The sequence below is a fragment of the Methylobacillus gramineus genome (assembly GCF_020532675.1).
GTDB lineage: Bacteria > Pseudomonadota > Gammaproteobacteria > Burkholderiales > Methylophilaceae > Methylobacillus > Methylobacillus gramineus.
Genome location: NZ_JAJAVE010000003.1, coordinates 426,943 through 449,044 on the forward strand (window position 1 = coordinate 426,943; position 22,102 = coordinate 449,044).

Annotated in this window: 13 protein-coding genes; 12 read left to right on the plus strand and 1 reads right to left on the minus strand. The window is 53.9% G+C overall.

Features of this window, described 5'->3' with window-relative positions:
* Positions 1–3 precede the first annotated feature (3 nt).
* From LG201_RS12520 to LG201_RS12550, 7 genes are read left to right on the plus strand one after another with little or no spacing between them, the layout of a single operon-like run.
* Positions 4–546 (plus strand): PilN domain-containing protein, encoded by a 543-nt coding sequence (locus LG201_RS12520; protein ID WP_226772539.1) that lies wholly within the window; start codon positions 4–6, stop codon positions 544–546.
* Positions 543–1,127, plus strand: coding sequence for a hypothetical protein (locus LG201_RS12525; protein ID WP_226772540.1), 585 nt, complete (start codon positions 543–545; stop codon positions 1,125–1,127). Before LG201_RS12520 ends, LG201_RS12525 begins: the two co-directional genes overlap by 4 nt.
* A complete protein-coding gene (locus LG201_RS12530) occupies positions 1,124–1,735 on the plus strand; it encodes a hypothetical protein (RefSeq protein WP_226772541.1) in 612 nt (203 codons plus the stop codon). Before LG201_RS12525 ends, LG201_RS12530 begins: the two co-directional genes overlap by 4 nt.
* Positions 1,736–3,676: a secretin N-terminal domain-containing protein gene (locus LG201_RS12535; protein WP_226772542.1), complete on the plus strand. Its 1,941-nt coding sequence runs from the start codon at positions 1,736–1,738 to the stop codon at positions 3,674–3,676.
* A 12-nt stretch (positions 3,677–3,688) separates the two neighbouring features.
* On the plus strand, positions 3,689–4,168 hold the full coding sequence (locus tag LG201_RS12540; protein WP_226772543.1) for a type II secretion system protein: 480 nt from the start codon (positions 3,689–3,691) through the stop codon (positions 4,166–4,168).
* Positions 4,168–4,560: a type II secretion system protein gene (locus LG201_RS12545; protein WP_226772544.1), complete on the plus strand. Its 393-nt coding sequence runs from the start codon at positions 4,168–4,170 to the stop codon at positions 4,558–4,560. Before LG201_RS12540 ends, LG201_RS12545 begins: the two co-directional genes overlap by 1 nt.
* 19 nt (positions 4,561–4,579) lie before the next feature.
* Complete coding sequence (locus LG201_RS12550; RefSeq protein ID WP_226772545.1) at positions 4,580–5,299, plus strand: type II secretion system protein; 720 nt, start codon at positions 4,580–4,582, stop codon at positions 5,297–5,299.
* 638 nt (positions 5,300–5,937) lie between these two features.
* On the opposite strand, the gene LG201_RS12555 is transcribed toward LG201_RS12550, so the two are convergent.
* Positions 5,938–6,483: a lytic transglycosylase domain-containing protein gene (locus tag LG201_RS12555; RefSeq protein ID WP_226772546.1), complete on the minus strand. Its 546-nt coding sequence runs from the start codon at positions 6,481–6,483 to the stop codon at positions 5,938–5,940.
* A 295-nt stretch (positions 6,484–6,778) separates the two neighbouring features.
* Between LG201_RS12555 and epsA the strand changes: the two genes are divergently transcribed.
* The 5 genes from epsA (at position 6,779) to LG201_RS12580 (ending at position 22,017) form a co-directional block, all read left to right on the plus strand.
* A complete protein-coding gene (gene epsA, locus LG201_RS12560; protein WP_226772547.1) occupies positions 6,779–7,597 on the plus strand; it encodes an XrtB/PEP-CTERM-associated transcriptional regulator EpsA in 819 nt (272 codons plus the stop codon).
* Between the two features lie 271 nt (positions 7,598–7,868).
* Positions 7,869–8,654 carry a PEP-CTERM sorting domain-containing protein gene (locus tag LG201_RS12565; protein ID WP_226772548.1) on the plus strand — a complete coding sequence of 262 codons (786 nt, stop codon included), beginning with the start codon at positions 7,869–7,871 and terminating at the stop codon, positions 8,652–8,654.
* A gap of 88 nt (positions 8,655–8,742) precedes the next feature.
* The gene (locus LG201_RS12570; protein WP_226772549.1) at positions 8,743–10,176 is read left to right on the plus strand and encodes a hypothetical protein; all 1,434 of its coding nucleotides are present in this window, start codon (positions 8,743–8,745) and stop codon (positions 10,174–10,176) included.
* 274 nt (positions 10,177–10,450) lie between these two features.
* On the plus strand, positions 10,451–12,133 hold the full coding sequence (locus LG201_RS12575; protein ID WP_226772550.1) for a ShlB/FhaC/HecB family hemolysin secretion/activation protein: 1,683 nt from the start codon (positions 10,451–10,453) through the stop codon (positions 12,131–12,133).
* Between the two features lie 20 nt (positions 12,134–12,153).
* Positions 12,154–22,017, plus strand: a complete 9,864-nt coding sequence (locus LG201_RS12580) for a filamentous haemagglutinin family protein (RefSeq protein WP_226772551.1) — start codon at positions 12,154–12,156, stop codon at positions 22,015–22,017.
* Positions 22,018–22,102 lie beyond the last annotated feature (85 nt).

The following is a 22,102-nucleotide window of genomic DNA, read 5'->3' on the forward strand; positions in this document are numbered from 1 at the left end:
GCCATGAAAATCCAGCTTGATTATGCGGATACGCATCCTCTATGGCGCATCTCCAGCTGGCTGTTTGGTGTGTCCCTGTTGCTGGCGCTAGTGCTGGGCTGGAAGTCTTTGGAGATGCGTGAGCAGCGGGAGGCTTTACTGCAGGAATTGACTGCCCAGCAAGCAGCGGCCCAGCCAGTAGAGGTGCAGAAAATCAAGCCGGAAGCCTTGTCGGCCGAGCAGAAAATGCAGATCAAGCAGGCCAATATGGTCTTGGAGCAGTTAGGCCGCCCCTGGCCTGCCATGCTTGGGCGGCTGGAGCAAGCCATGAGTATTGATGTGGCGATTCTTTCTATACGCCCGGATGCAGGCAAGGGGCGTTTACGAATCAGTGGTGAAGCCAAGGATATTCCCGCATTGCTGGCCTATATCAAACGCCTGGAATTGATCCCGGAAATGACCGATGTGGTGCTGGAAGAGCATGAGCTGGTCGAGCAGCCGCAAAGTGCGGGCATCAGCCGCTCCGTACAATTTGGTATCAGTGCACGATGGAGCCAGGTGTCATGACCACTGTGCTGAATCAATCAATGGATTTTAGCAAGCTCACCTGGGCTGTGCGTCGGCTGTACTTTAAATTAGGGTGGCAAGGCATATCAGCGATTGCACTGGCATTGCTTGTCTGTGTGCTGACGGTTGGTGTCATCCTCCCGGTGCATGGTGAGCTTGAAGATATGCAGGAGCAACTCATGCATTCGTATCGCCAGCAACCCAACATGCAGGTGGCGGTGGTCACTCCTGAACAGGGTCTGGCAAAAGAGCTGGCGACATTTGAAGCTGAATTTTCAGGGATAGAACATCTCACGGATGAGCTGGGCGTGTTGTTTCGCCTGGCGCAAGGACATGGGCTGGAAGTACATAAGGGTGAGTACACGCTGGTCGAGAAAAAACAGGGAGTATTGCGTAGTTTTGAGGCCAATGTGCCGGTCACGGGCAGTTATCAGCAGGTAAAAGCCTTGGTGCTGGATGTGCTGGAAAGCCTGCCGAATGTGGCACTGGCCGAACTGAGTTTTGAGCGCGGCGAAGTGGCGGAAAACCAGGTGAAAACACGCTTGCGTCTGGTGTTCTTTATCAGGAAGCGCGCAGTATGAAGTCCATTACCAAGCGTCACTGGGGCATGGCCCTTGCCTTGCTGGCCACAATCGCGCTGGTGTTTTCCATGGAGGATGGTGACGACGCTGATGTATTGCCTGTTGAGCGTAAGTCAGTCACGGTGGTTGATCGGCATGTAAAGCCTGATCGCCGGCATGCGAAGATGCACCAAGACCAAGCGGGGCAGGATCAATACCTGAACTGGAAAGCACTCAATGGCCGCAAGTTCCAGCTATCTTCTGTTCAAAGCGCTGATTTGTTCAAGTCGCACAGCTGGTATGTGCCGCCGGTGAAAACCGCCTCCGAGCTGGCACCTCCTGCGCCTGTGGCACCTGAGCCTGCTTTTGCCTATATGGGGAAACTGGAGGATGGGCCTGAAGGCACAGTGATATTGCTGGCCTCCACTACCCGGTTGTACTCCATTGCGATAGGCGACACGATAGAACGCCAGTGGCGCCTGGATAAAGAAGATGCCAACAGTCTGCAATTGACTTATCTGCCGCTCAATCTGGGCAAAACCTTACTCAAGAAAAACAAGCTGGCTGTGACGGCTGGTCCTGCCAGCCACCTGCCGGGTGATCCGGATGATTTACAGGGGAATCTTTAAATGTGGTTGAGTGTTACGTGGCGTAGTCTGGCAGTATATCTATCATTATGTGTGCTCTCTGCGTGTGCGCTGACGCCTTGGCCCAAACCGGGGTTTCCTGGCAAAACGCCCGAGGAGAAGATTGCCAACACGCGTCAGTTGCATGAGGAAAAACCAGAAAGTCTGCCGGAAAAAAAGAATATGCTGGTGGCCCGAGAGCAAGGGGTTACGCAGTTACTGACTGAGGCAGAAGCGGCGTTGCGCGATAACCGCATGGCCGATGCAGGTGAGCTTTACCAGCGTGTGCTGGCGATTGATCTCAACAATCCACGTGCACAGTCCGGCAAGATATTGATTGATAGCCAACGCAAACACGCAGAGATGGTGGACGCTGCAGCCCTATTGCTGGAAAAAAACGAAGTGGATCAGGCGCGTGATCAATTGCGCCAGGTCTTGCTGGAGGCGCCGAATCACGAAGGTGCGCTCAGGTTGCAACGTGAAATCAAGCAGAAGCGTGCCAGCGTACGCATGGAGCCGCCTCACCTGAAACCTGCTTTCAATAAGCCGGTTACCTTGGAATTGCGTGATGCCAATATCAAGATGGTGTTTGAGGCATTGTCACGTGCTACCGGCATTAATTTTATCCTGGATAAAGATATCAAGCCCGACACCAAGGCCACAGTATTTATCAAGAAGGCCCCGATTGAAGATGCCATCGAAATGGTGCTGGCAACCAACGGGCTGCAGAAAAAAGTATTGTCGGACAACACGGCACTGGTGTTCCCCAACACGGCTGCCAAGCTCAAGGATTACCAGGACCTGGTGATACGCAGTTTTTACCTGACGAATGCCAAGGCCAAGGATGTGGCTGCCATGGTCAAGACCATGCTCAAAACCAAGGATATCCACACGGACGAACGCCTCAATATGATCGTCATCCGCGATACACCGGATGTGGTGCGGATTGCTGAGAAACTGGTGGCGGCCAATGACCTGGCAGACCCGGAAGTCATGCTGGAAATCGAGGTGATGGAGGTGACACGTGAGCGCATGCAGGAGTTGGGGATTGAATACCCCACATCGTTGACTGCGGCAGCTGGCCTCTCCATAGAGGCGCTCAAGAGCAATAATTCCAGCACCTTCAATTTCGATGTGAATCCTTCTGCCAATTTCAAGAAAACCACGGGGGATGTGAATATCCTCGCCAATCCCCGCATCAGGGTGCGCAACAACGACAAGGCCCAGGTGCTGGTTGGAGACAAGGTCCCTGTGATTACTACCGTTGCAACGGCGGGTGTCGGTTCTTCGCAAACGGTGCAATACATTGATGTCGGCCTTAAGCTGGAAGCTGAACCGCGCATTACGCTGGATGATTTTGTGAACATCAAGATTGCGCTGGAAGTGTCTTCGCTGGGTAGTTCCACTACGCTGACAGGTGGAGGGGTGGTGTATCAAATTGGCACCAGAAATGCGAGCACATTGTTGCGCCTGAAGAATGGGGAAACGCAGATTCTTGCTGGGTTGATCAATGACGAAGAGCGCAAAAATACCAGCCGCTTGCCGGGATTGGGCGACATTCCCCTGTTGGGTCGATTGTTCTCCAATCAGATTGATAATCGCAAGAAAACCGAGATCGTGCTCGCCATCACGCCGCGTATTGTCAACAATATCAGCCGCCCAGAATCCGAGGTGATGGAATACTGGTCCGGGACTGAAACCGGCATCAGTGATCATCCGCAAATTGTTGCCCCTGGCACCGGCAATGGCAGCATGACCACGCGAGATATCATGATGCAGCGTTTGCAGCCATCGGAGCCACCCCCAGAAACAACGGCAGAGCCAGAGTCGGCCAAGCCGGAAAGTAATGATCTTAGCCAGGACAATTTTATGTCGTCCCAGCCCAAACCGGTTGTGCCGCCAGTCGCGCCGACTGTCGTAGTGCCAGCTCCGCCCGCGCGATAATTGAGTATCAAGATGCTACATACAGGCTTCCGGGGATTTACGCTGATAGAGCTGGTGGTGACGCTGACTATTGTCAGCATACTTGCCACCGCCTTGATCCCCTTGGGGCAATGGAGTGTGAAGCGGCAGCAGGAGGCCGACTTGCGTATTGCCTTGCGTGAAATACGCACTGCGATAGATGCGTATAAAAAAGCGGTGGAAGAAGGCAAAATTATTGTGAGTGCCGAATCCAGCGGTTATCCGCCCAACCTGGAAATATTGGCAAAAGGGGTGCCGGATGCCAGTAGCGAAAAAAAGCGGCTGCTTCGATTTTTACGTCGTTTGCCACGTGATCCCATGTTTCCCGATCAGCATGCCCCGGCGCAGGAAACCTGGGGCAAGCGCAGTTATGACAGCGCTCCCGATGCTACCCAGGCCGGTGCAGATGTATTTGACGTCTACTCGTTGAGCAGCGCTAGCGGCCTCAATGGCATTGCCTATCGGGAATGGTGATGCGTAAGCCCTTCTTCAGAATGCCTGAAAATGGATTCACCCTGGTGGAGTTGCTGGTGGTGCTGGCTATCCTCATGCTGTTGCTTACAGTGGCCGCACCGAGATATTTCAACGGGATTGATCGGGCCAAGGAAGCCGCCCTCAAGCAGACGCTCCATGTCGCACGTGACGCCATAGACAAATTCCATTCCGACAATGCCCGTTACCCTGACTCTCTGGAGGAGTTGGTCGAGCGAAAATACATACGCGCTATCCCGGTGGACCCACTGACAGAAAGCACAGAGAGCTGGATCATTGTGCCGCCAGATGAGGACTTTCCCGGCAACCTGTATGACTTGCACAGTGGGGCTGAAGGTAGCGCTGCTGATGGTTCTCAATATGGCGATTGGTAGGGCCGCTACAAGCTGTAGATTGAGCTATCCCTTTCGTGCTCAGGGCTTTACCTATATAGGCTTGCTCATGATGATTGCCATCAGTGGCGTAGGATTAGCCTCTATTGGCGAGGCTTGGCATACAGCTGCCCAACGTGAAAAGGAGCAGGAACTGTTATTCATTGGCGAGCAATTCAGACAAGCCATTGCACGCTATCACCAGGAAACGCCGAGCCCGATCAAGGAGTATCCACCAACACTGGCGTCATTGTTGACCGACAAGCGTGGACCCAAACCCGTACATTACCTGCGCAGGATTTATATAGATCCGATGACTGCCAGCCAGGATTGGGGATTAGTCAAAGAACAAGAGCGCATTGTGGGTGTGTATAGCCGATCCAAAATGGTGCCTTTCAAGCAGGACAACTTCAATCAGTCACTGGAAGGATTCTCAGGTGCCAAGAGCTATCAGGACTGGCGCTTTGTCGCTACGCAAAAAGCAGACGGAGGCGGCCAAGACAATCAACGAGGCTTGCCTCAAAACGATCAGAATACTTCCTCGCCTAACCCTGCGGAAAGTCCTCCACCTGTGAATGTGGGTGCGGGAGGTAGCGCTAATGCGGATAAGTATGCAGCGTGCGGATCCACATTAGATGCTGCACAGGTCGCCTGCCATGCTGGCTGTGGCGCTTTGACGTCACCTGCCTGCCAGAGCTGTTTGCAGGCTGCATTCAGTAGCTATCGGCAATGCTTGCGATGAAGGGGAGAACAGATAAATAGTAAGGGCGAGCGCAGCGATGCCAAGTTGCTGTTGACTTGTATTCCCCGTTTGGCTGTGCCGAGTAGCGCAGGGCTGGATGGATCAGGGCTTGCAGCATGTTTGAGCGATAGCGAGTTCTGCAAGACCCCATCTAGCGTGAGCAACGCAAGGAACCGGGAGCTTGCTCACGGCACAGACTTCGGGGTCGCCTTTTGTTTGGTATCTTTATTTTGGCGAGGCAAAATAAAGATACTCGCTGGCAAGCGAAAAGCGGCCTAACGTAGTTATCGCCATTACGGTCAGCCATATGGCGGTATCCAATACTTTGGGATTTATCTAATTTTGTTTAAATATTACTCAAGCCATATCGCTATGGCGAGAGGATAGGTTTCGCCCCGCCGGGCGAGTCCATTTCTTTTGTCTCGCCAAAAGAAACAGGACCAAAGAAAAGGCGATCCAACTGCCCGCGACATCCCCTGTGCTGCTCGCTTTCAGCGGGCCTTGCAGAACTCGCTAACGCTCAACATGCTGCAAGGCTTTTTCCGCTGAAAGCTCCGCTGCTCGGCGCGTACAGATGGAGACAAAATGCCATAGCAACTTGGCATTGCTGCGCTCGCCCTTGGTTTTGTGTGGTGTTTCTAATAGGTGCTGCTGATGCTTTGGTATGCCTGCAATACCTTGGGCACATACGCCTGCGTTTCTGCGTAGGGCGGAATGCGGTTGTGATAACGACTGACTGCACCTGGGCCTGCATTGTAGGCCGCGAGCGCAAGAGCGATGTCGCCTTTGAACTGCTGCTGCAAACGATGGAAGTAACGCGCACCTGCCAAGATATTCTGCTCCGGATCGTGGGCATCCACCACGCCCATCTCCTTGGCGGTGGCTGGCATCAGTTGCATCAATCCCTGGGCACCTCGGCGGGAAAGTGCTTGTGTGTTGTGGCCAGATTCAACCTGTATCACAGCATGTAACAGTGCGGGATCCAGTGCGGTTTTCTCAGCAACGCGAGCCACTACCTTCATGTAAGGCAAGGTGCTGGGTTTGATCTTGTTGCTCTGATTGCGGTTGGTTGAGCCTTGTTCAGACAGCAGTAAGGCGCAGGATGCCTGCTCTCCTGTATTGCTGATATGCAGCTCATCTACTGATTCTGCATGCAGACAGATATCCGCTCGGGATTCAGGCATGAGTGAAAGCCAGACCCAGAGCGCAATGATGAAAGTGGCTGGAAGCTTCAGGAACATGTGGAAAGTCTGTGCCATCGTTGTAACAGGCAGATGAAGTGTTTCCGGCTTTAGCTAGTTCTTTGGGACTATCCATCACATCTTTTTGTGTCACATGGAGTTGTTATAAAACTCCTGCAAGATCACATCTGTGAATAAAAAAATAGATTTTCAATAATGAAATACTAATGCCATACAGCTTTCATCTGCATGCAACTTGCGATGCAGACAATACCTGTCTGTCTGGGAGGATAGTATTTTGCTGCAAGAATATTCAATCGGGGTTATGGATAACTACAACAAGGATCTGACACCAGATCAGGCGAGTGCCTTTCTGGAGGTGGTGGATGCATCCTTGCGTATCAAGAAAAAAGCACAGTTTTTTTCCTGGTTGCAAGGGTATTTTCAATATCTGTTGCCACATGAAGTGTTGCTGTGTGGGCTTGCCATCGGCGTAGACAGGGGATTCTCTCTGGAAAGTTATTCCAGTACCCGCTATGTGGCACAGGCACATGTCGATATCTCCATGCAGCCTACAGATGGTGTGGTGTTCAATGCAATTTCTGCCTGGCAGGAATCGGGGCAACCAGTCTTGATTGATCCTTACTTGAAGTCTGGCAGTTTTGGTGGGTTTATGGTGCCCAAGACCGACAGCGACAACCTGCAAGCCAGTGAGTTACGCAATATTGCGGCATATGGCCTGTCCTCGGCGGATGGCACGATTTCTTCCTTTTTCTGTTTTTCGCGTATTGCGGGCGAGCTAGGGGCAAATCACGCCTACCTGCTTGAGTTGCTGGTGCCTTACTTGCATTCAGTATTGATGCGCATCAGCGATGGTGTGAGCAATGCAGGCGAGCTGCTGGGTGACAGTGCGATAGCCGGATTGATTACGACGCGCGAGAAAGAGATCCTGCAATGGGTGCACACCGGTAAAAGCAACTGGGAAATTGCCACCATTCTTGAGATCAGCCCACTCACCGTCAAGAATCACATGCAAAACATTTTGCGCAAGCTGGATGTACAGAATCGTAGTCATGCCGCGGCAAAAGCCTCGCGTCTTGGCCTGATCCGGCACTGAATCAGGCTATCCCGGCCATCCTGAAGCAAGCCGTTCTGGCTGCTTCATGCCGTATGCGTCACTCCCTTTTGCCTGCTCAAGCGCAACCTAGTCCTAAAGAACTAGACCTTCACCATCCCCACTTCACATTCCCTTTTTAAGATGCTCCCAGTCGCGAGTTTTGAGAAGGCGCAGTTGGGTACGTTCGGTAGGGTGCGGCGTGACGAATGTAGCGGCTCAAAGATGTTTCGTAGTTTTTTCTGCTTTAACTTTAATTTCGGGAGTAATGACAATGAATATCAAGATGAAGGCTTTGGTAGCTGCTGCTGTTGCAGTGATGAGCGTTTCTGGTGCGGCTAATGCGGCACTGACAAGCGGTATTGCTGGTGACGGCGGTTTGGTGCTGACTCTGCTTGATCGCAGCAGTGGCGCTTCGGCTACTTTCGATCTGGGCTTCTCTTATTCCACATTTGCTGCAGGTGGTGTTGATTCTGCTTCTAGCGCTAGCTGGAGCCTGACTGGTGGTGACTATGCTTCTGCATGGAATGAATTCTTCAGTCTGGCAAATGCCAACAATGTGGTTTGGAATGTGGCTTCCACCGACAATTTAGGTCTGAACACTACAGTAGGGACTAAGGGTTTCATCACGACTTACCGTGATGGCGCTACTCTTCCTACAGTGCGTACCAATCAGATTTCCACATTGGCTACAGCCTTCGACAAGTACGTTGATGCTGCGGCCAAGACTGGCAACCACGGCAGTGTTGAGAATGGTGCAAGTGTTGCCACTTCAGGCTCTGCTTACGCTTCTACCGCCCTGCTTGGTGACAAGATCAATAATGTTGGTCCGCTGGCAACTGCCCGCCTGGATAACTCCCAAGGTGTAGTGCAGTACGTTACTGGCCTGGGTGCACTCGGTTTCGAGACGCCTGTTGTCTACGATGCCACTTTCAACCTGAGTGCCAATGGCGTATTGACCTATGCTGTCGCCGCTGTTCCTGAGCCAGAAACCTATGCCCTGCTGCTGGCTGGTCTCGGTCTGGTAGGTGTTGCCGCACGTCGTCGCAAGTCTGCTTAATTCCTTATATGTTATGTGTGACTCCACGCCAAAAGCGTGGGGTCGCTTCCACAGATTTATCCAACAAGATTGATACTGGGAGATTTAAATGCAAGTAAAACAACTGATTCTAGCCGTTGTGGCTACCCTGGCAGCTGGTTCCGTGCTGGCCGCTCCAGTGACGCCAGCCCAAATCGGTGCTGCGCGTAGTGCTGGCACATTGCAAGAGACCTGGATCTCTGGCGCTTCAGCACCAACATTCAACATTTTCCGTGGTTTTGAACTGGGCTGTGATGCCAATTCAGTATCCCTGTTCTCAAATGCCAGCTCCGATACCAGTGTTCGCCCTGGTTCCCTGGGTAACTACGCTGCTTACGCCTGTACACGTGGTGGTATCGTTTCCGTGGTGTATCACACCGTATTTGATGGTTCACTGAATGCGTATGCCCCTCATGTCAGCGGCACCCAGTTGCAACGTCTGCGTCGCCTGGAAAATGCTTCCTGCGCAGTTGCCACGAGTGCTTTCCCTGGCCACGTGAACTACAAGAGCTGCACACTGGTTAACCCAGCTGCAACTCCTGATGGTGCGATCGCCAAGCCAGCTGGTGGTTTCTCTGATGTTGAGGCCTCCTTGTTCGGTTTTGATGTATCTTCCGCTGGTACAGAAGCTGAGGCCAATGTTGGTCAAACCTTTGGCGTTGCAGTGACATTGCCGCTGTATCGTGCCCTGCAAGTAGCGCAAGGTATCTACGCAACTGTGGCTGCTGCTGAAGCTGGCGATGCTGCTTATAGTCCAGCCAAGGCACCTAACCTGTCATCAGCTCAATATAGTTCTATTGTAGCGCGTGACTCTGGTTACCAAACTGACTGGAGCCCGATTGTAGGTTCTGCTGGTGTAGGCAAGAAGGTTTATTTAGAGCGTCGCGTAGCTAGCTCCGGTACACAAGCCAGTTCCAATGCACACTTCCTGAAGAGTCCTTGCTCGAGCGCTGCTGGTGCAAGTCTTCCTCCAGCTGGTGTATCCGATTCCACAGCTAACCTGATAGTGACCGAGCACAGTGGTTCCGGTAACGTCAAGACTGCCTTGACTACACGTGGTGGCAGTGCGGCTGGCAATTTGTTCGCGATTGGCGTGTTGTCTATGGAAAACAACTGGCGCACTGAAAGCGCTGCCAATGCTGGCTACCGCTATATCAAGCTGGATGGCGTACACCCAGAATCCGGTACCGTAGATGTGAATGGTAACGGTACTGCTGACGGTCTTGAGTTCGCTCGTGAAACCGCCATCAATGGTGAGTATGCTTTCCACATGGAAATGCGTTCCTTCGTTGCCAATACTGCGGATGCTTTTGGTGCCGAGCTGATCCCTGCGATCACTTCTGCCCTGGGTAACCCAGTTAACTGCGCAGACGTGCCACGCGGCCTGACACTGAACCCATTGGGTGGTTCAAGCTGCAGCAGCGGTAGCGCCAGCGAACTGGCAGTTGTCGCCAAGGGTACGCGTTTCGGCAACAACTGCGCGCCACAACAGCTGTTCTTCTAAACAGCTATCACAACAAAGGGTTGATCTTTAATACCCGGTAATGTCCTCGCACTTTCCTGCGCAAGCGGGAAAGTGCTTTTTACTCTGATTCGTCATGGTGTTGTCACACGCAATTTCTATGATGCTGTGCACTCGGAGTCAGCTTTTATAGATGAATGACTACTGGCCGAGAGTGGCTAATAAAGCATGTGGCGGGCGCTAATTTTTATCTGGCATGCCGTTTGTTTTATTTGCCATTTTTATGTGCATTTTCGATTTCAGGAAACTATCAAGCGTGCGTTTATTCTATTTCTGCCTGATCACTTGGTTGGGTGTGTGTGGCGTCAATCATCCCTCATTTGCTGAAGTAGATGATGCGAATGCTCCCATGAACAATCTGCCTCAGGCTGCTGGAGAGCCACAGTCTTCTGATGAAAAAGTGGATCCCATAGACAATACCGGGGATGACAGTGCTGCATCTGCTGAAGGCCAGGCGCGCTTTGACATCATGGAGTTCCAGGTGTCGGGAAATAGCGTATTGCCACAAGGGAAAATCGAACAGGCGGTGTATCCATTCCTGGGAGAATCCAAGACGATTGATGACGTGGAGGCGGCTCGAGCTGCACTTGAAAAAACCTTTCATGAGGCTGGATACCTGACGGTATTTGTCAATACACCAGAGCAGGATGTTGACCACAAAATGGTGCGTCTGGAAGTGCAGGAGGGCAAGGTGGAAAAGCTGCGTGTGGTGGGAGCCAGGTATTATTCATTGGGCGCCATCAAGGCACGCACACCTGACCTGGCCGAGGGTAAGGTGCCATATTTCCCCAATGTGCAGCGCCAGCTGGCTGGGCTTAATACCCAGGCTGACCGGCAGGTGGCACCAGTGCTGCGTCCCGGCAAGACACCCGGCAAGGTGGAAGTGGACCTCAAGGTGGAGGACAAGCTACCACTGCATGCCAACCTGGAACTCAACAACCGCTATATCGCCAATACCACGCACACCCGTCTCAATGGTTCAGTCCGCTATGACAATCTCTGGCAGAAGGATCACAGCCTGAGCCTGAGTTTTCAGGTGACGCCGGAAAACACCGATGAAACCAAGGTGTTGTCTGCTACTTACTTAATCCCCACGCCAAGTGGTGACTACTGGGCGTTTTATGGTGTGTCATCACGCAGCGATGTAGCGGCCGTGGGAGATGTGAACGTGATCGGTAACGGTACCATTCTCGGCCTGCGGTATATCCATCCCTTGCCGGCGCCAGCACTCTCCGGCTATTTCCACAATCTGACCCTGGGCGTGGATTACAAGGATTTCAAGGAGTCCACGCGCCTGGTGGGTACTGGCTTCAATACGCCCATCAGCTACATGCCTTTCTTTGCCGGGTATGACAGCACCCTGCAGACAGAGAAAAGTACCACTCAATTCAACCTGGGATTGACCTTTGCTGTGCGCAACCTGGGCTCGGACGAGCAGGAGTTTTTTGAAAAACGGTCTGAGGCACAAGGCAGCTTTGCCTACCTGCGTGGCGACATCAAGCATACCTACAAGCTGCCCAGGGACTGGGAGCTGTTTGGCCGCTTATCCGGCCAGGCAACCGGGGCGCCCATTATTGCCAACGAGCAATTTGTGGTCGGTGGGGCAGATACGGTACGCGGATATTACGAAGCCAGTGCATTGGGGGACAAGGGTCTGTTTGGCACAGCCGAACTACGCACGCCATCCCTGACCAGATATCTGGATATGGAGGGAGAGCTGGTCGGGTCAGTGTTTTATAGCGCTGGACAGGCACGCATCCTCAAGCCTCTGGCGCAACAGAACAGTGTGTTCAACCTGGCTTCGATCGGCGTGGGATTGCAGTTGAGGAAATGGCATGGCGTTACTGCGGTATTTGATTATGCACGTGCCATGCGCACGGCGGGTTTTGTGGAAAAGGGCGATACCTTGCTGCACTTCAGGGTGGCGTATGACTGGTAGCAGCAGGTGAGGAGAGTGATATGAATCAGGGACTATTCAGGCTGGTGTTCAACAAGCGTCTGGGCATCTATGTGCCTGCGCATGAAATGGCGCACGCCACCGCTAGTGCTGGTAGGAATGCGCGTGCACGTCGACGCGTGATGGCGGCTTTAATTGCTTCCTTGGCGGCAGGGCATGCCCTGGCAGATGTCGTGCCTTTGGCCAGTTCTGGCCTGGTGCCAGGCGGCGGTGCCTGGAGCAATGCCTATGTATCAGTCGCCACGCCTACCATCACCACCATCCAGCAAAGTGCACCGCAGGCGATTGCCAACTGGAGCCAGTTCAATCTGGCACGTAACCATACGCTGAATATCAACCAGCAGTCCAACTGGCAGATGCTGCACCGCATCCATGACCTCAACCCCAGCATTATCGCGGGCACCATCAACGCACCAGGGACCAATTACTTCGTCAATACCAATGGCATCATTTTCGCCAACGGTGCGCAGATCAATGTGGGTTCGCTGCTGGCGGTCACTTCTGCCGATATGACGGATGCGCTGTTTACCAATGGATTGTTGTCCAGTTTGAGCCAGGATCCGGTGTTTCGTAACACCGGTGGTTTCATCAAGGTGGAAGCAGGTGCTGCACTGACTGCTGCCAGTGGTGGCCGTATCATGCTGCTGGCCAAGGATGTGGAAAACCATGGGGTGATCAAGACGCCTGATGGGCAGACCATACTGGCAGCAGGCGAGAAGGTGTATCTCAAGTCCAGCACCGACCCGGCAGGGCTACTGGTGGAGGTGGATGCTGGCGGCACTGCCACCAATCTGGGCGAGATTGTTGCAGATCGTGGCAATGTGACGCTGGTAGGCCTGGCGGTGAATCAACAGGGCCGAATTTCGGCCAGCACTTCCGTGCGCGCTAATGGTTCCATTCACCTGCTGGCCAGAGATAGCGTCAATGCTATTGCAGATGGCAAGGGTGGCTATACCTATCAACCATCTCGCTATGGCAAGGTTACCATAGGTAAAGGCAGTGTCACTGAAGTACGTGTGGAGACGGCTGACAAGGAAGAAGTGCTGGCGAGCCAGACCTTAGCGCCTTCACGGATCAATATTGAAGGGCGCACAGTAGAGGTCAATGGTTTGCTGCGCGCCAAGGGCGGGCAGGTCAATATTGCTGCCAAGTCCGGTGAGGAAAGCAATCAAGGGGTGACGACACCAGTACGCGTGTTGCTGGATGACAATGCCCGTATTGATGTGTCCGGCGTCGATGCGACGGCGGCGATGGAAAAGAACCAGCTCCAGGTACAGTTGTATTCAGACCAGTTGAAGGACACCCCTATCCTGCGCGGTGGTGCCTTGTTTGGCGAGACGGTCTACCTGGATGCACGCAAGGGCACAGACCTGTTTGATGTGTCGCCATTATTGGCGTTAAGAACGCAGACTATTGCGGAGAAGATGAGCAAGGCCGGTACCATCAATATTAGCTCTGCGGGCGATGTGGTGACTAAGTCTGGCTCGGTCATGGACGTGTCTGGTGGCGTGATTGATTATGCGGCTGGCTATATCCGTGAAAGTAAGCTGATCTACCAGGGGCGTGCGGTGGCTATTTCACAGGCTGACCGTAACACGCCTTATGAGGGACTCGCGGATGTATATAAATTCACTGATCCCAAATGGGGCTGGACCAAGCGCGTAGACCTCAACCCGAATGGCCGTGGTACGTGGCAACAGGCATACCGTGAAGGGCGTGATGCTGGCACTATCAATATCAACAGCACTAATCCCGTCCTGCTCAATGGCAATATGCAGGCCAATACCCGCAGTGATGTAACCCAGCGTACCAATCTGCCAGATGGTGGCAATTTCAACCTGACCACGGGTACTGGTGTTGTACGGATACAGGCAACTGCGACACAAGTGCCTGCAGGTTTCACCATCAATGATGCCAATCCAGGCACGGAAACCATATTGGGTACTGGCCTGTTGCAATCAGGCTTCAATCATCTGGGCATCAACAGCCAGGGCAGCATTGAGGTGGATACCGCCGTGGTGACCGCGCCCAATGGGTCGGTCAATCTCAAGGGCGGTGGCGTCAATATTAATAAAGACATTGTCACGCCTGGCGGTGACATTACCGTGGCTACGCAGCTGGCGAATCAGTCTGTGGTGGTGGATGACGGGGTCAAGCTGAGTAGCGCAGGTAACTGGAATAATGACAATCCGGCATTGCCTGGTGCCATGCAAACGCCCATTGCGCTGGATGGCGGCAGCATCAACCTGAGTGCCAGTGAAAACCTGATGCTGGGCAAGGGATCACTACTGGATGCCAGCGCCGGGGCATGGGTAGATAGTAGCGGTGTGCTGCATACCGGCAATGGCGGCGATATCACGCTGTCTGCGCAGGATGTGAAAATGGGCGCTCAGTTGCAATCCTATGGTTTCACCCAGGGGGGCAAGCTGTCAGTGAGTACTGCGCAGAATGTACAGGTGGGCGGCCAGCCTGCCAGTGCTGGCGATTTCTGGGTGCGGGAGTCCTTCTTTGAGCAAGGCGGCTTTGTTGCCTATACGATCAACAACTCACGCAACGGCGGGGAGTTTGTGGTGGGTGATGCCTCGGGTAAAGCCACCGTAATCCATCCCAAGATGCAGGCCTTGATGATGAGTTCTGGCTACAGTAGCAAGGTCAGTGGCACCAGCATGGCGGAAGTGTCCAAAGTGGTATTGCTGCCAGAAGGCCAGCGTGGTCCTGCTTCAGTCAGTTTCTCGGCGCTGGGGGATGCTACTTCGCTCGCCAACCTGACCGTATTGCGTAATACCATCATCCGTACCGATGCGCCTGATATCACGGGCCGTGTTGGTGCTATCGCGCTGGAGGCCAGCCGCCAGCTCACCATGATGGGTAGCTTGTTGGCGCCTGCGGGCAACATCAGCCTCAAACTCAGTGGTGATGTGGATCAAGTACCTTACGACAACCAGCAGAGCATCTGGATTGGCGATCAGTCTGTCATTAGCGTCAAAGGTAGTTATGTGCGCCCTGTTGCCACCGCTCCCACGTTGGCGAGTGCCAAGGTGCTGGATGGCGGCAACATCACCGTTGATGCCCATAAAGGATTCGTGGTGGCGGAAGAAGGCAGCCTCATGGATGTCTCGGGTACATCGGGTGCTGTGGATGTCAACACGGGGCGTGGCCTGCAACGCCAGCTACTGGATGGTGGCGCAGGCACTGTTTCCATCACTGCACGGGATGGCATGATCCTAGACGGTAATTTCCTTGCTGGTGCCAACGGCGCTGGTGAAGCCGGCACGCTCAAGATCGCTCTCACTGGCGACCTCAAAGGCACGACACAAACACCAGGCCATCCTTCAGGTGAGCGTGTGCTCACTGTAACCACAGACAAGCAGCTGTTGGCTACTGGCTTACAAGCGCGAGATAACCTGGCTGCCTTTGAAGGCAAGGCACAGATGTCTACCGAGCAGATCAATGCTGGTCAGTTTGATCATGTGAGTCTCGAAAGTACTACCCAGGGGCGGGAGCCCAATGCCACAGAACGTGACCGTATCGTGCTGCAAAGCGGCGTGACACTGAGCGCACCGGAAACCCTGGCTCTTACCTCCTCAGCCTTTGAGGTGAGTGGCAGTGGAGTAGCACAAATCAATGCCTCGCACGTCACACTGGCAACACCAGAAGTGAACAACACGGTGCAAACGGGCGATGCCATCCTCAAGGTCAATGCCGACTGGATAGACCTCAATGGCACCATCAATCTTTCAGGCATCAAGCAGGCCGAACTCAACAGTCGCCTGGATATCCGTGGGCGAGGACTCACTTTTGATAATGCCGGTTCATTGAAAACTAACGGCAACCTGCTGATGACAGCACGTCAAATCTATCCGGTGAGTAACAGCAGTTTCAATATCGAGGCATTGGGTAGCAATAGCAACATTACCGTCCGCTCCAGTGGTGAAGCCTATAAGCCGGTATTCAGTGCCGGTGGCAAGCTTGGGCTGAAGGCACATAGCATCCGGCAGGAAGGCGTATTGTTGGCGCCGCTGGGGCAAATTGCCCTTGATGCGGCTAGTCAAAGCAACCTGGTATTGGGTGAAAAGAGCCTGACATCAGTATCAGCTGCAGGCTTGAGCATTCCCTATGGCACCACTCAACAAGGGGGTACGGCCTGGAACTTGCCCAACAATATCGGCACCAAGCCGCTTGAAAAACGCATTACGCTGAATGGTCAGGATATTGACCTCAAGAGCGGGGCCGTGATTGATATCTCTGGTAGCGGCGATACCTTTGCCTATGAATGGATACAAGGCATAGGCGGCTCCAGGGATATCTTGGCGCAATCAGGTGTGTATGCGCTCCTGCCAAGTATCAAGGGCGAATATGCGCCATTTGATTACGACTACACCAAGGATAATGCGCCTGCAATAGGCCAGGCGGTTTATCTGTCTGGCATCGCAGGACTGCCTGCTGGGTATTACACCCTGCTGCCAGCACGTTATGCCCTGTTGCAAGGGGCTTACATGCTGCAGCTGGGTTCTGGCCAGCAGGTACGCCAGGGTACCAACACCCAGTTAATGGATGGCAGCAGCCTGGTGTCAGGCTATCTCACCAATGTTAACAACAGCAGCCGCAATGCCACCTGGGATACATTCCGCATCACCAATGGCAGCGTGTTCCGTACGCCAAGTGGCAGCGTCACGCGGGCGCCATCTGAATACATGATCAGTAGCGGTAATGCCTTCTTTGCACAACAAGCTGCCAGTGCAGGATTGGCTGTGCCCAGACTGGCAGGGGATGCTGGGCAACTGGTGTTGTCAGCGATTGATACACTGCAGTTGAATGCGACCCTCAAGACCGATAAAGCTGCTGGTGGCCGTGGAGCGATGGTGGATATCGTCTCGGACAAGATCAGCGTGGTGTCTGACGTGGGCGCGGATAATGGCAGCCTGCAGCTCAGTGCGGATTCACTGAACAATATGAATGCCGAGAGCATCCTGCTGGGTGGTTCACGTACCCAGGGGGACCAGTCAGTCGAGATCAGCACCACTTCAACTGAAGTCAGGTTTGCCAACGATGCGGATCATGCGCTCAAGGTTAACCAGTTGATTGCCACTGCATCTGACCGGGTGACAGTGGAGAACGGCGCTGTGATACAAGCAGAGTCTGCGGCTAATCAGGGCAGCACCAATCTACGTGTGAATGGAGATGGTGCATTGCTGGCGGTATCAGGCAGCAGTGATATTGTGTTTGATCGCGCGGGTGCATCCAGCAACCCCAACCTGGGCACGCTGGACATCCAGGCTGGCAGCCAGATCAGGGCCGCTCGCTCACTGGTGCTGGATGCAACGCATGCCTCTAGCCTGAATGGCAATGTCAGCGTGAGTGATGGTGGTTCAGTCACACTCGGTGCCAGCAGCATACTTCTTGGTAGCCCGGGCGCTGTGGTACCCGGCATGCGCGTGGATAACACGCTGGTGGCCAGCCTCGGTAACCTCAAGCAGGTGACGCTGAACAGCCATGGCAACCTCAATCTTTATGGTGAGGTGGATTTTGGTAGTCGCAACTTGGATGTCACGATCAATGCTGCCGGTATCGTCGGCCATGATATGGCAGCGGGTGACACTTCCAACCTGACCGCCAATCATTTGGTGATGAAAAACTCGGCAGGTGCAGCCTTGATACCTACGGTATCAAGCACTCGCAGCACTCTGGCAATTGATGCCAGCAGCATCAGCGTTGAGGGTAAAAACACAGCAGCCAGCAACAACGCTACCAACGCTGGAAACTTTGCCCTCAGTGGGTTTGAGCAGGTACAACTGAACAGCAGCCGTGATATCACGTTCAGTGGCAGCGGCACACTGGATATCCATGCCACGGATACGCGTATCAGCAGTGGTCGTATTACTGCCGCCACTGGCACCAATTACACCCTCAACACCCAGGGCGCGCTGACTACGCTGGCGAACAGCAGTGCTGCGCAGGCTGCCACTGCTGGCCTGGGCGCCAAGCTCAATCTGGTGGCACAGCAAATGACGCTGGGAGGCAATATATACCTGGCCTCCGGTCAGCTGACCGCACGCTCGACCCAGGGTGACCTCAATGTCACTGGCGATGCCAGGATCAACACGGCATCACGGGCGATTCGTTTTGATCGATTTACGCGGCATACCCCAGGTGGCGTGGTGTCATTGCAATCTGACCAGGCCGATATCAATGTGGCCAGTGGCGCATCGATTGATGTCAGCGGTGGTGAAGGTGGCAATGCGGGTACCCTGAAAATGACGGCCAAGGCGGGAGAGGTCAATATTGCCGCTGGCACTTTGCATGGACAAGCAGGCCAAGGGCAGACCGCTGGCAGCTTTGTGATGGATAGTGCCAGCCTCACAGACTTTTCCGGCTTGAACAATGCACTCAACAGCGGTGGCTTCAATGCCTCGCAGGAGCTGCGCATCCGTAACGGTGATGTGGCGATAGCGGCAGGGGATACCGTCGAAGCCAGCCGTTTTGTCCTGAGTGCTGACGGTGGTGCTATCGATATTGCTGGTACCGTGGATGCGAGCGGCAAACATGGCGGTGATGTCCAGGTTTATGCAAAGAACGACCTGACCTTGCAGGCCGGAGGAAAACTATTAGCCAATGCTGAAGCCACTGACGGCAAGGGCGGCAGTGTATTGCTGGCGAGTGAAAGTGGTACTGTCAAAGCCCAGGTGTTTGAAACAGATGGCGTGACACGCAGGCAGGATGCGGCATTGATTGATGTGTCTGGCAGTCAGCTAGGTGATGTGACTTTGCGCGCAGAGCGTGTAGGTGCGTCTGGCCTCAAGGTGGATGTGGATGCACCCGCCGCAGTGGCCGGTGCTGACAAGATATTGCTGGAGTCGGTCAAGGTCATGAATGTGGCTACTACACTCAATGCCACCACCCTCAACACGATCAGGACCGATACCAATGCCTTCTACGCTGATGCGGGAAATACGGCTGGCACCTACAAAGCCAGCAGTGATGGCGTGAGCGCAATTGTCGCGCCGCATACCGAGCTGCGCACCACTGACAATACCACGCTGGCCAATGACTGGAACCTGCGCGATCTTTCATTGGGGCGTGATGGTGTGCTGACGATACGCAGCACCGGTAACCTGCAATTGAATGGCAGCATCAGTGATGGGTTTGCCAATGCAACAGTCTCAGCGGCATTGGCCAGCGGAGACTCATGGAGCATCAACCTGGTGTCAGGTGCGGATATGAGCGCAGTCAATCATCTATCTACCCTCAAGAGTGACACTGCTGGCAACATGGTGCTGGCCAATAACAAGCTGGTGCGAACAGGTACCGGCGATATCAATATTGCCACGGGCGGCAACCTGACCCTGTCCAACGCTGGCTCTGTCATTTACACCGCAGGTAATGCAGCTGCTGACCTGGCTGGGTTTGTGGCACCGACCAGCACCGATGGATTTGGCACTAATGGCGCCCAATACCTGACTCAGGGCGGCGATTTGAACATTGCCACGCAGGGTGACATCACTGGGGCGCTGGCTGCTGCCAGTGGCACCCAGCAGATTGTGAACAACTGGCTGTTCCGCCAGGGGGGTGGTTCTGGCAATAAGGATACTACCTGGTGGTTACGCACTGATCTGTTCCAGCAAGGGGTGGCTTCATTCGGCGGTGGCGATGTCGCGGTCAAGGCCGGTGGCAATATCACCAATTTTTCCGTGTCCGTACCCACCACGGCGCGCTTTACGAGAGATGGCTCGGGCAATTCAGACGTTTCAGGTGGTGGCAATCTGAATGTGGTTGCAGAGGGCGACATTCGCAATGGCATGTATTTCGCTGGCAAGGGGCATGTGGATTTGCAGGCTGGAGGCGAGATTGGCCGTACATTCAATGCTCAGGGCAACCCCATTACGTTTGGCACTACACTAGCATTACAGGATGCAACCGCCAGCGTCACAGCTTCTGCTGGTGTCTATCTGGAAACCGTATTTAACCCCACACTATTTGCCCAGTCGACCACCAATGCGGGACCGACCGGTGTGGCCAATAGCACTGGCCGTAGCGCGTTTTTCAATAGCTATGCCGATAATGCAGCGATAGATGTAGCCTCGTTGACAGGGGCTATTACCTTTGGGCTGGATCAGTTGAGTAACATCACTGGTAAGTTGACTGGGCTAGCAACGGTGAACAGTACCCAGAACAGCTTGGCGTTTTATCCAGGCAGTGTGCAGGCCACTGCATTTGGTGGGGATATTTATACCGGCAACATGAAACTGATGCCATCAGCAACAGGTGAGTTGGGCTTGCTGGCTGCTGGTAGCATCATTGCTGACCAGATTGTGATGTCTGATGCGGAGCGTTCATTGATTCCCAGTGTGTCATCTCCTATCCAGAGCCCGCAGGTAATCCTCGAAAACATTATCATGAACAGTCACTCGGCCATTCCTTTGCATCGTAACAGCAGCAACCCGGTGTCTATCGTGGCGCGGGATGGATCGCTGAGGCCATGGCGCACCCAGACCGTTAGCCTGACGTTGCCCAAGACTGCCGTGGTGATGGCCGGGCTGGATATCCTTAACCTGGATGCCAACTTGCAAAACATGGATAGCGCTGACCTGAGTGTGGTGCGTGCTGGCCGGGATATCAGTTACGTCAATGTGCAGGCGGGTGGTATCAATGTCAGCGGACCGGGCAATCTTCTGGTGGAAGCCGGTCGCAACCTGGATCTTGGCCGCAGCAATGGCATCAACAGTCTGGCCAATACCGTGAATGCAGGCTTGCCGGCGCAGGGCGCTTCCATCACGGTGCTGGCAGGCGTGGGCAAAGGTGCCAGTCTGGATGATTACATCAACCTTTATATCAAGCCTGATGGTAGTGGCCCCTCGGTGTTAAGTGGCAATGAGGGTGGCATGGCGGAATATCGTGCTGCCACCGCGCAGGCACTGGCGAAATACATGCGCGAAATCACTGGCGAGGACAGCCTTTCTGAGGCGGATGCCTTGACGCGATATCTGGCACTGGAGAAAGACCAGCAGGCGATTTTTGCCTATCGACATTTTTCATCGGAATTGCTGGCATCCGGTAAAGCCTATGCCACCACGCAAAGCCATGCCCGTGGAGATGCAGCGGTCGCTTCACTTTGGCAAGGCGACTACAAAGGTGACATGAGTCTGTTCCAGAGTCGTATTCGTACTGTGCGGGATGGCAGCATAGATTTGCTGGCGCCTGGCGGTATGATCAATGTGGGGGTCGCAGGTGGTACCAGTTCTGGCAATATCGGTATTGTCACCGAAGGCGGGGGTGATATTCGTGCCTTTGCCGATAGCGGCTTCCAGGTCAACCAGTCTCGCGTTATTACGCAATATGGTAGCGATATCACGGTGTGGGTAAACAATGGCGATATTGATGCTGGCCGAGGATCAAAGACGGCACTTTCTATCCCCGAGGTGGAAATCAGTACTGATGTATATGGCAATACCACGCGCAAGGTGAAGGGGGCTGCCGCTGGTAGCGGTATCCAGGCACAGACCTATGATGCTGATGGGCCAGATGGTCCTTCGCGAGCGCCCAGGCTGGGTTCGGTGGCCTTGATGGCACCACGTGGAGTGCTGAATGCCAGTGAAGCCGGGATTGTGGCTGGTGACTTTCTTGCAGTGGCAACCCAGGTGTTGGGTACCAGCAATATCAACGTGGCAGGTACTTCAACAGGGGTTCCCGCGGCCGATACGGGCAGCCTGGCAGCTGCCAATGTTGGCACAACTGGCACTGCATCCTCTGCCACCAGTGCGGTGGCAGATATGAGCCGATTGGCACCGCCGCAGGATTTCAGCCCGCGTAACTTGCTGCCTTCTTTTGTATCGGTTGAGGTGCTGGGGTTGGGCGACATCATGCGCTAATTGAGCCTATGGCCAACAAAAAGGACTAGTTGCGACTAGTCCTTTTTGTTGGGTTGTGACTCAGCAATTTCACAGACTGGTCACT

What these genes read in the sequence shown, in the direction of transcription:
- LG201_RS12520 (WP_226772539.1), top strand. Translation starts at nt 4, where the DNA reads ATGAAAATCCAGCTTGATTATGCGGATACGCATCCTCTATGGCGCATC.
- LG201_RS12525 (WP_226772540.1), top strand. Translation starts at nt 543, where the DNA reads ATGACCACTGTGCTGAATCAATCAATGGATTTTAGCAAGCTCACCTGG.
- LG201_RS12530 (WP_226772541.1), top strand. Translation starts at nt 1,124, where the DNA reads ATGAAGTCCATTACCAAGCGTCACTGGGGCATGGCCCTTGCCTTGCTG.
- LG201_RS12535 (WP_226772542.1), top strand. Translation starts at nt 1,736, where the DNA reads ATGTGGTTGAGTGTTACGTGGCGTAGTCTGGCAGTATATCTATCATTA.
- LG201_RS12540 (WP_226772543.1), top strand. Translation starts at nt 3,689, where the DNA reads ATGCTACATACAGGCTTCCGGGGATTTACGCTGATAGAGCTGGTGGTG.
- LG201_RS12545 (WP_226772544.1), top strand. Translation starts at nt 4,168, where the DNA reads ATGCGTAAGCCCTTCTTCAGAATGCCTGAAAATGGATTCACCCTGGTG.
- LG201_RS12555 (WP_226772546.1), bottom strand. Translation starts at nt 6,483, where the DNA reads ATGCCTGAATCCCGAGCGGATATCTGTCTGCATGCAGAATCAGTAGAT.
- LG201_RS12565 (WP_226772548.1), top strand. Translation starts at nt 7,869, where the DNA reads ATGAATATCAAGATGAAGGCTTTGGTAGCTGCTGCTGTTGCAGTGATG.
- LG201_RS12570 (WP_226772549.1), top strand. Translation starts at nt 8,743, where the DNA reads ATGCAAGTAAAACAACTGATTCTAGCCGTTGTGGCTACCCTGGCAGCT.
- LG201_RS12580 (WP_226772551.1), top strand. Translation starts at nt 12,154, where the DNA reads ATGAATCAGGGACTATTCAGGCTGGTGTTCAACAAGCGTCTGGGCATC.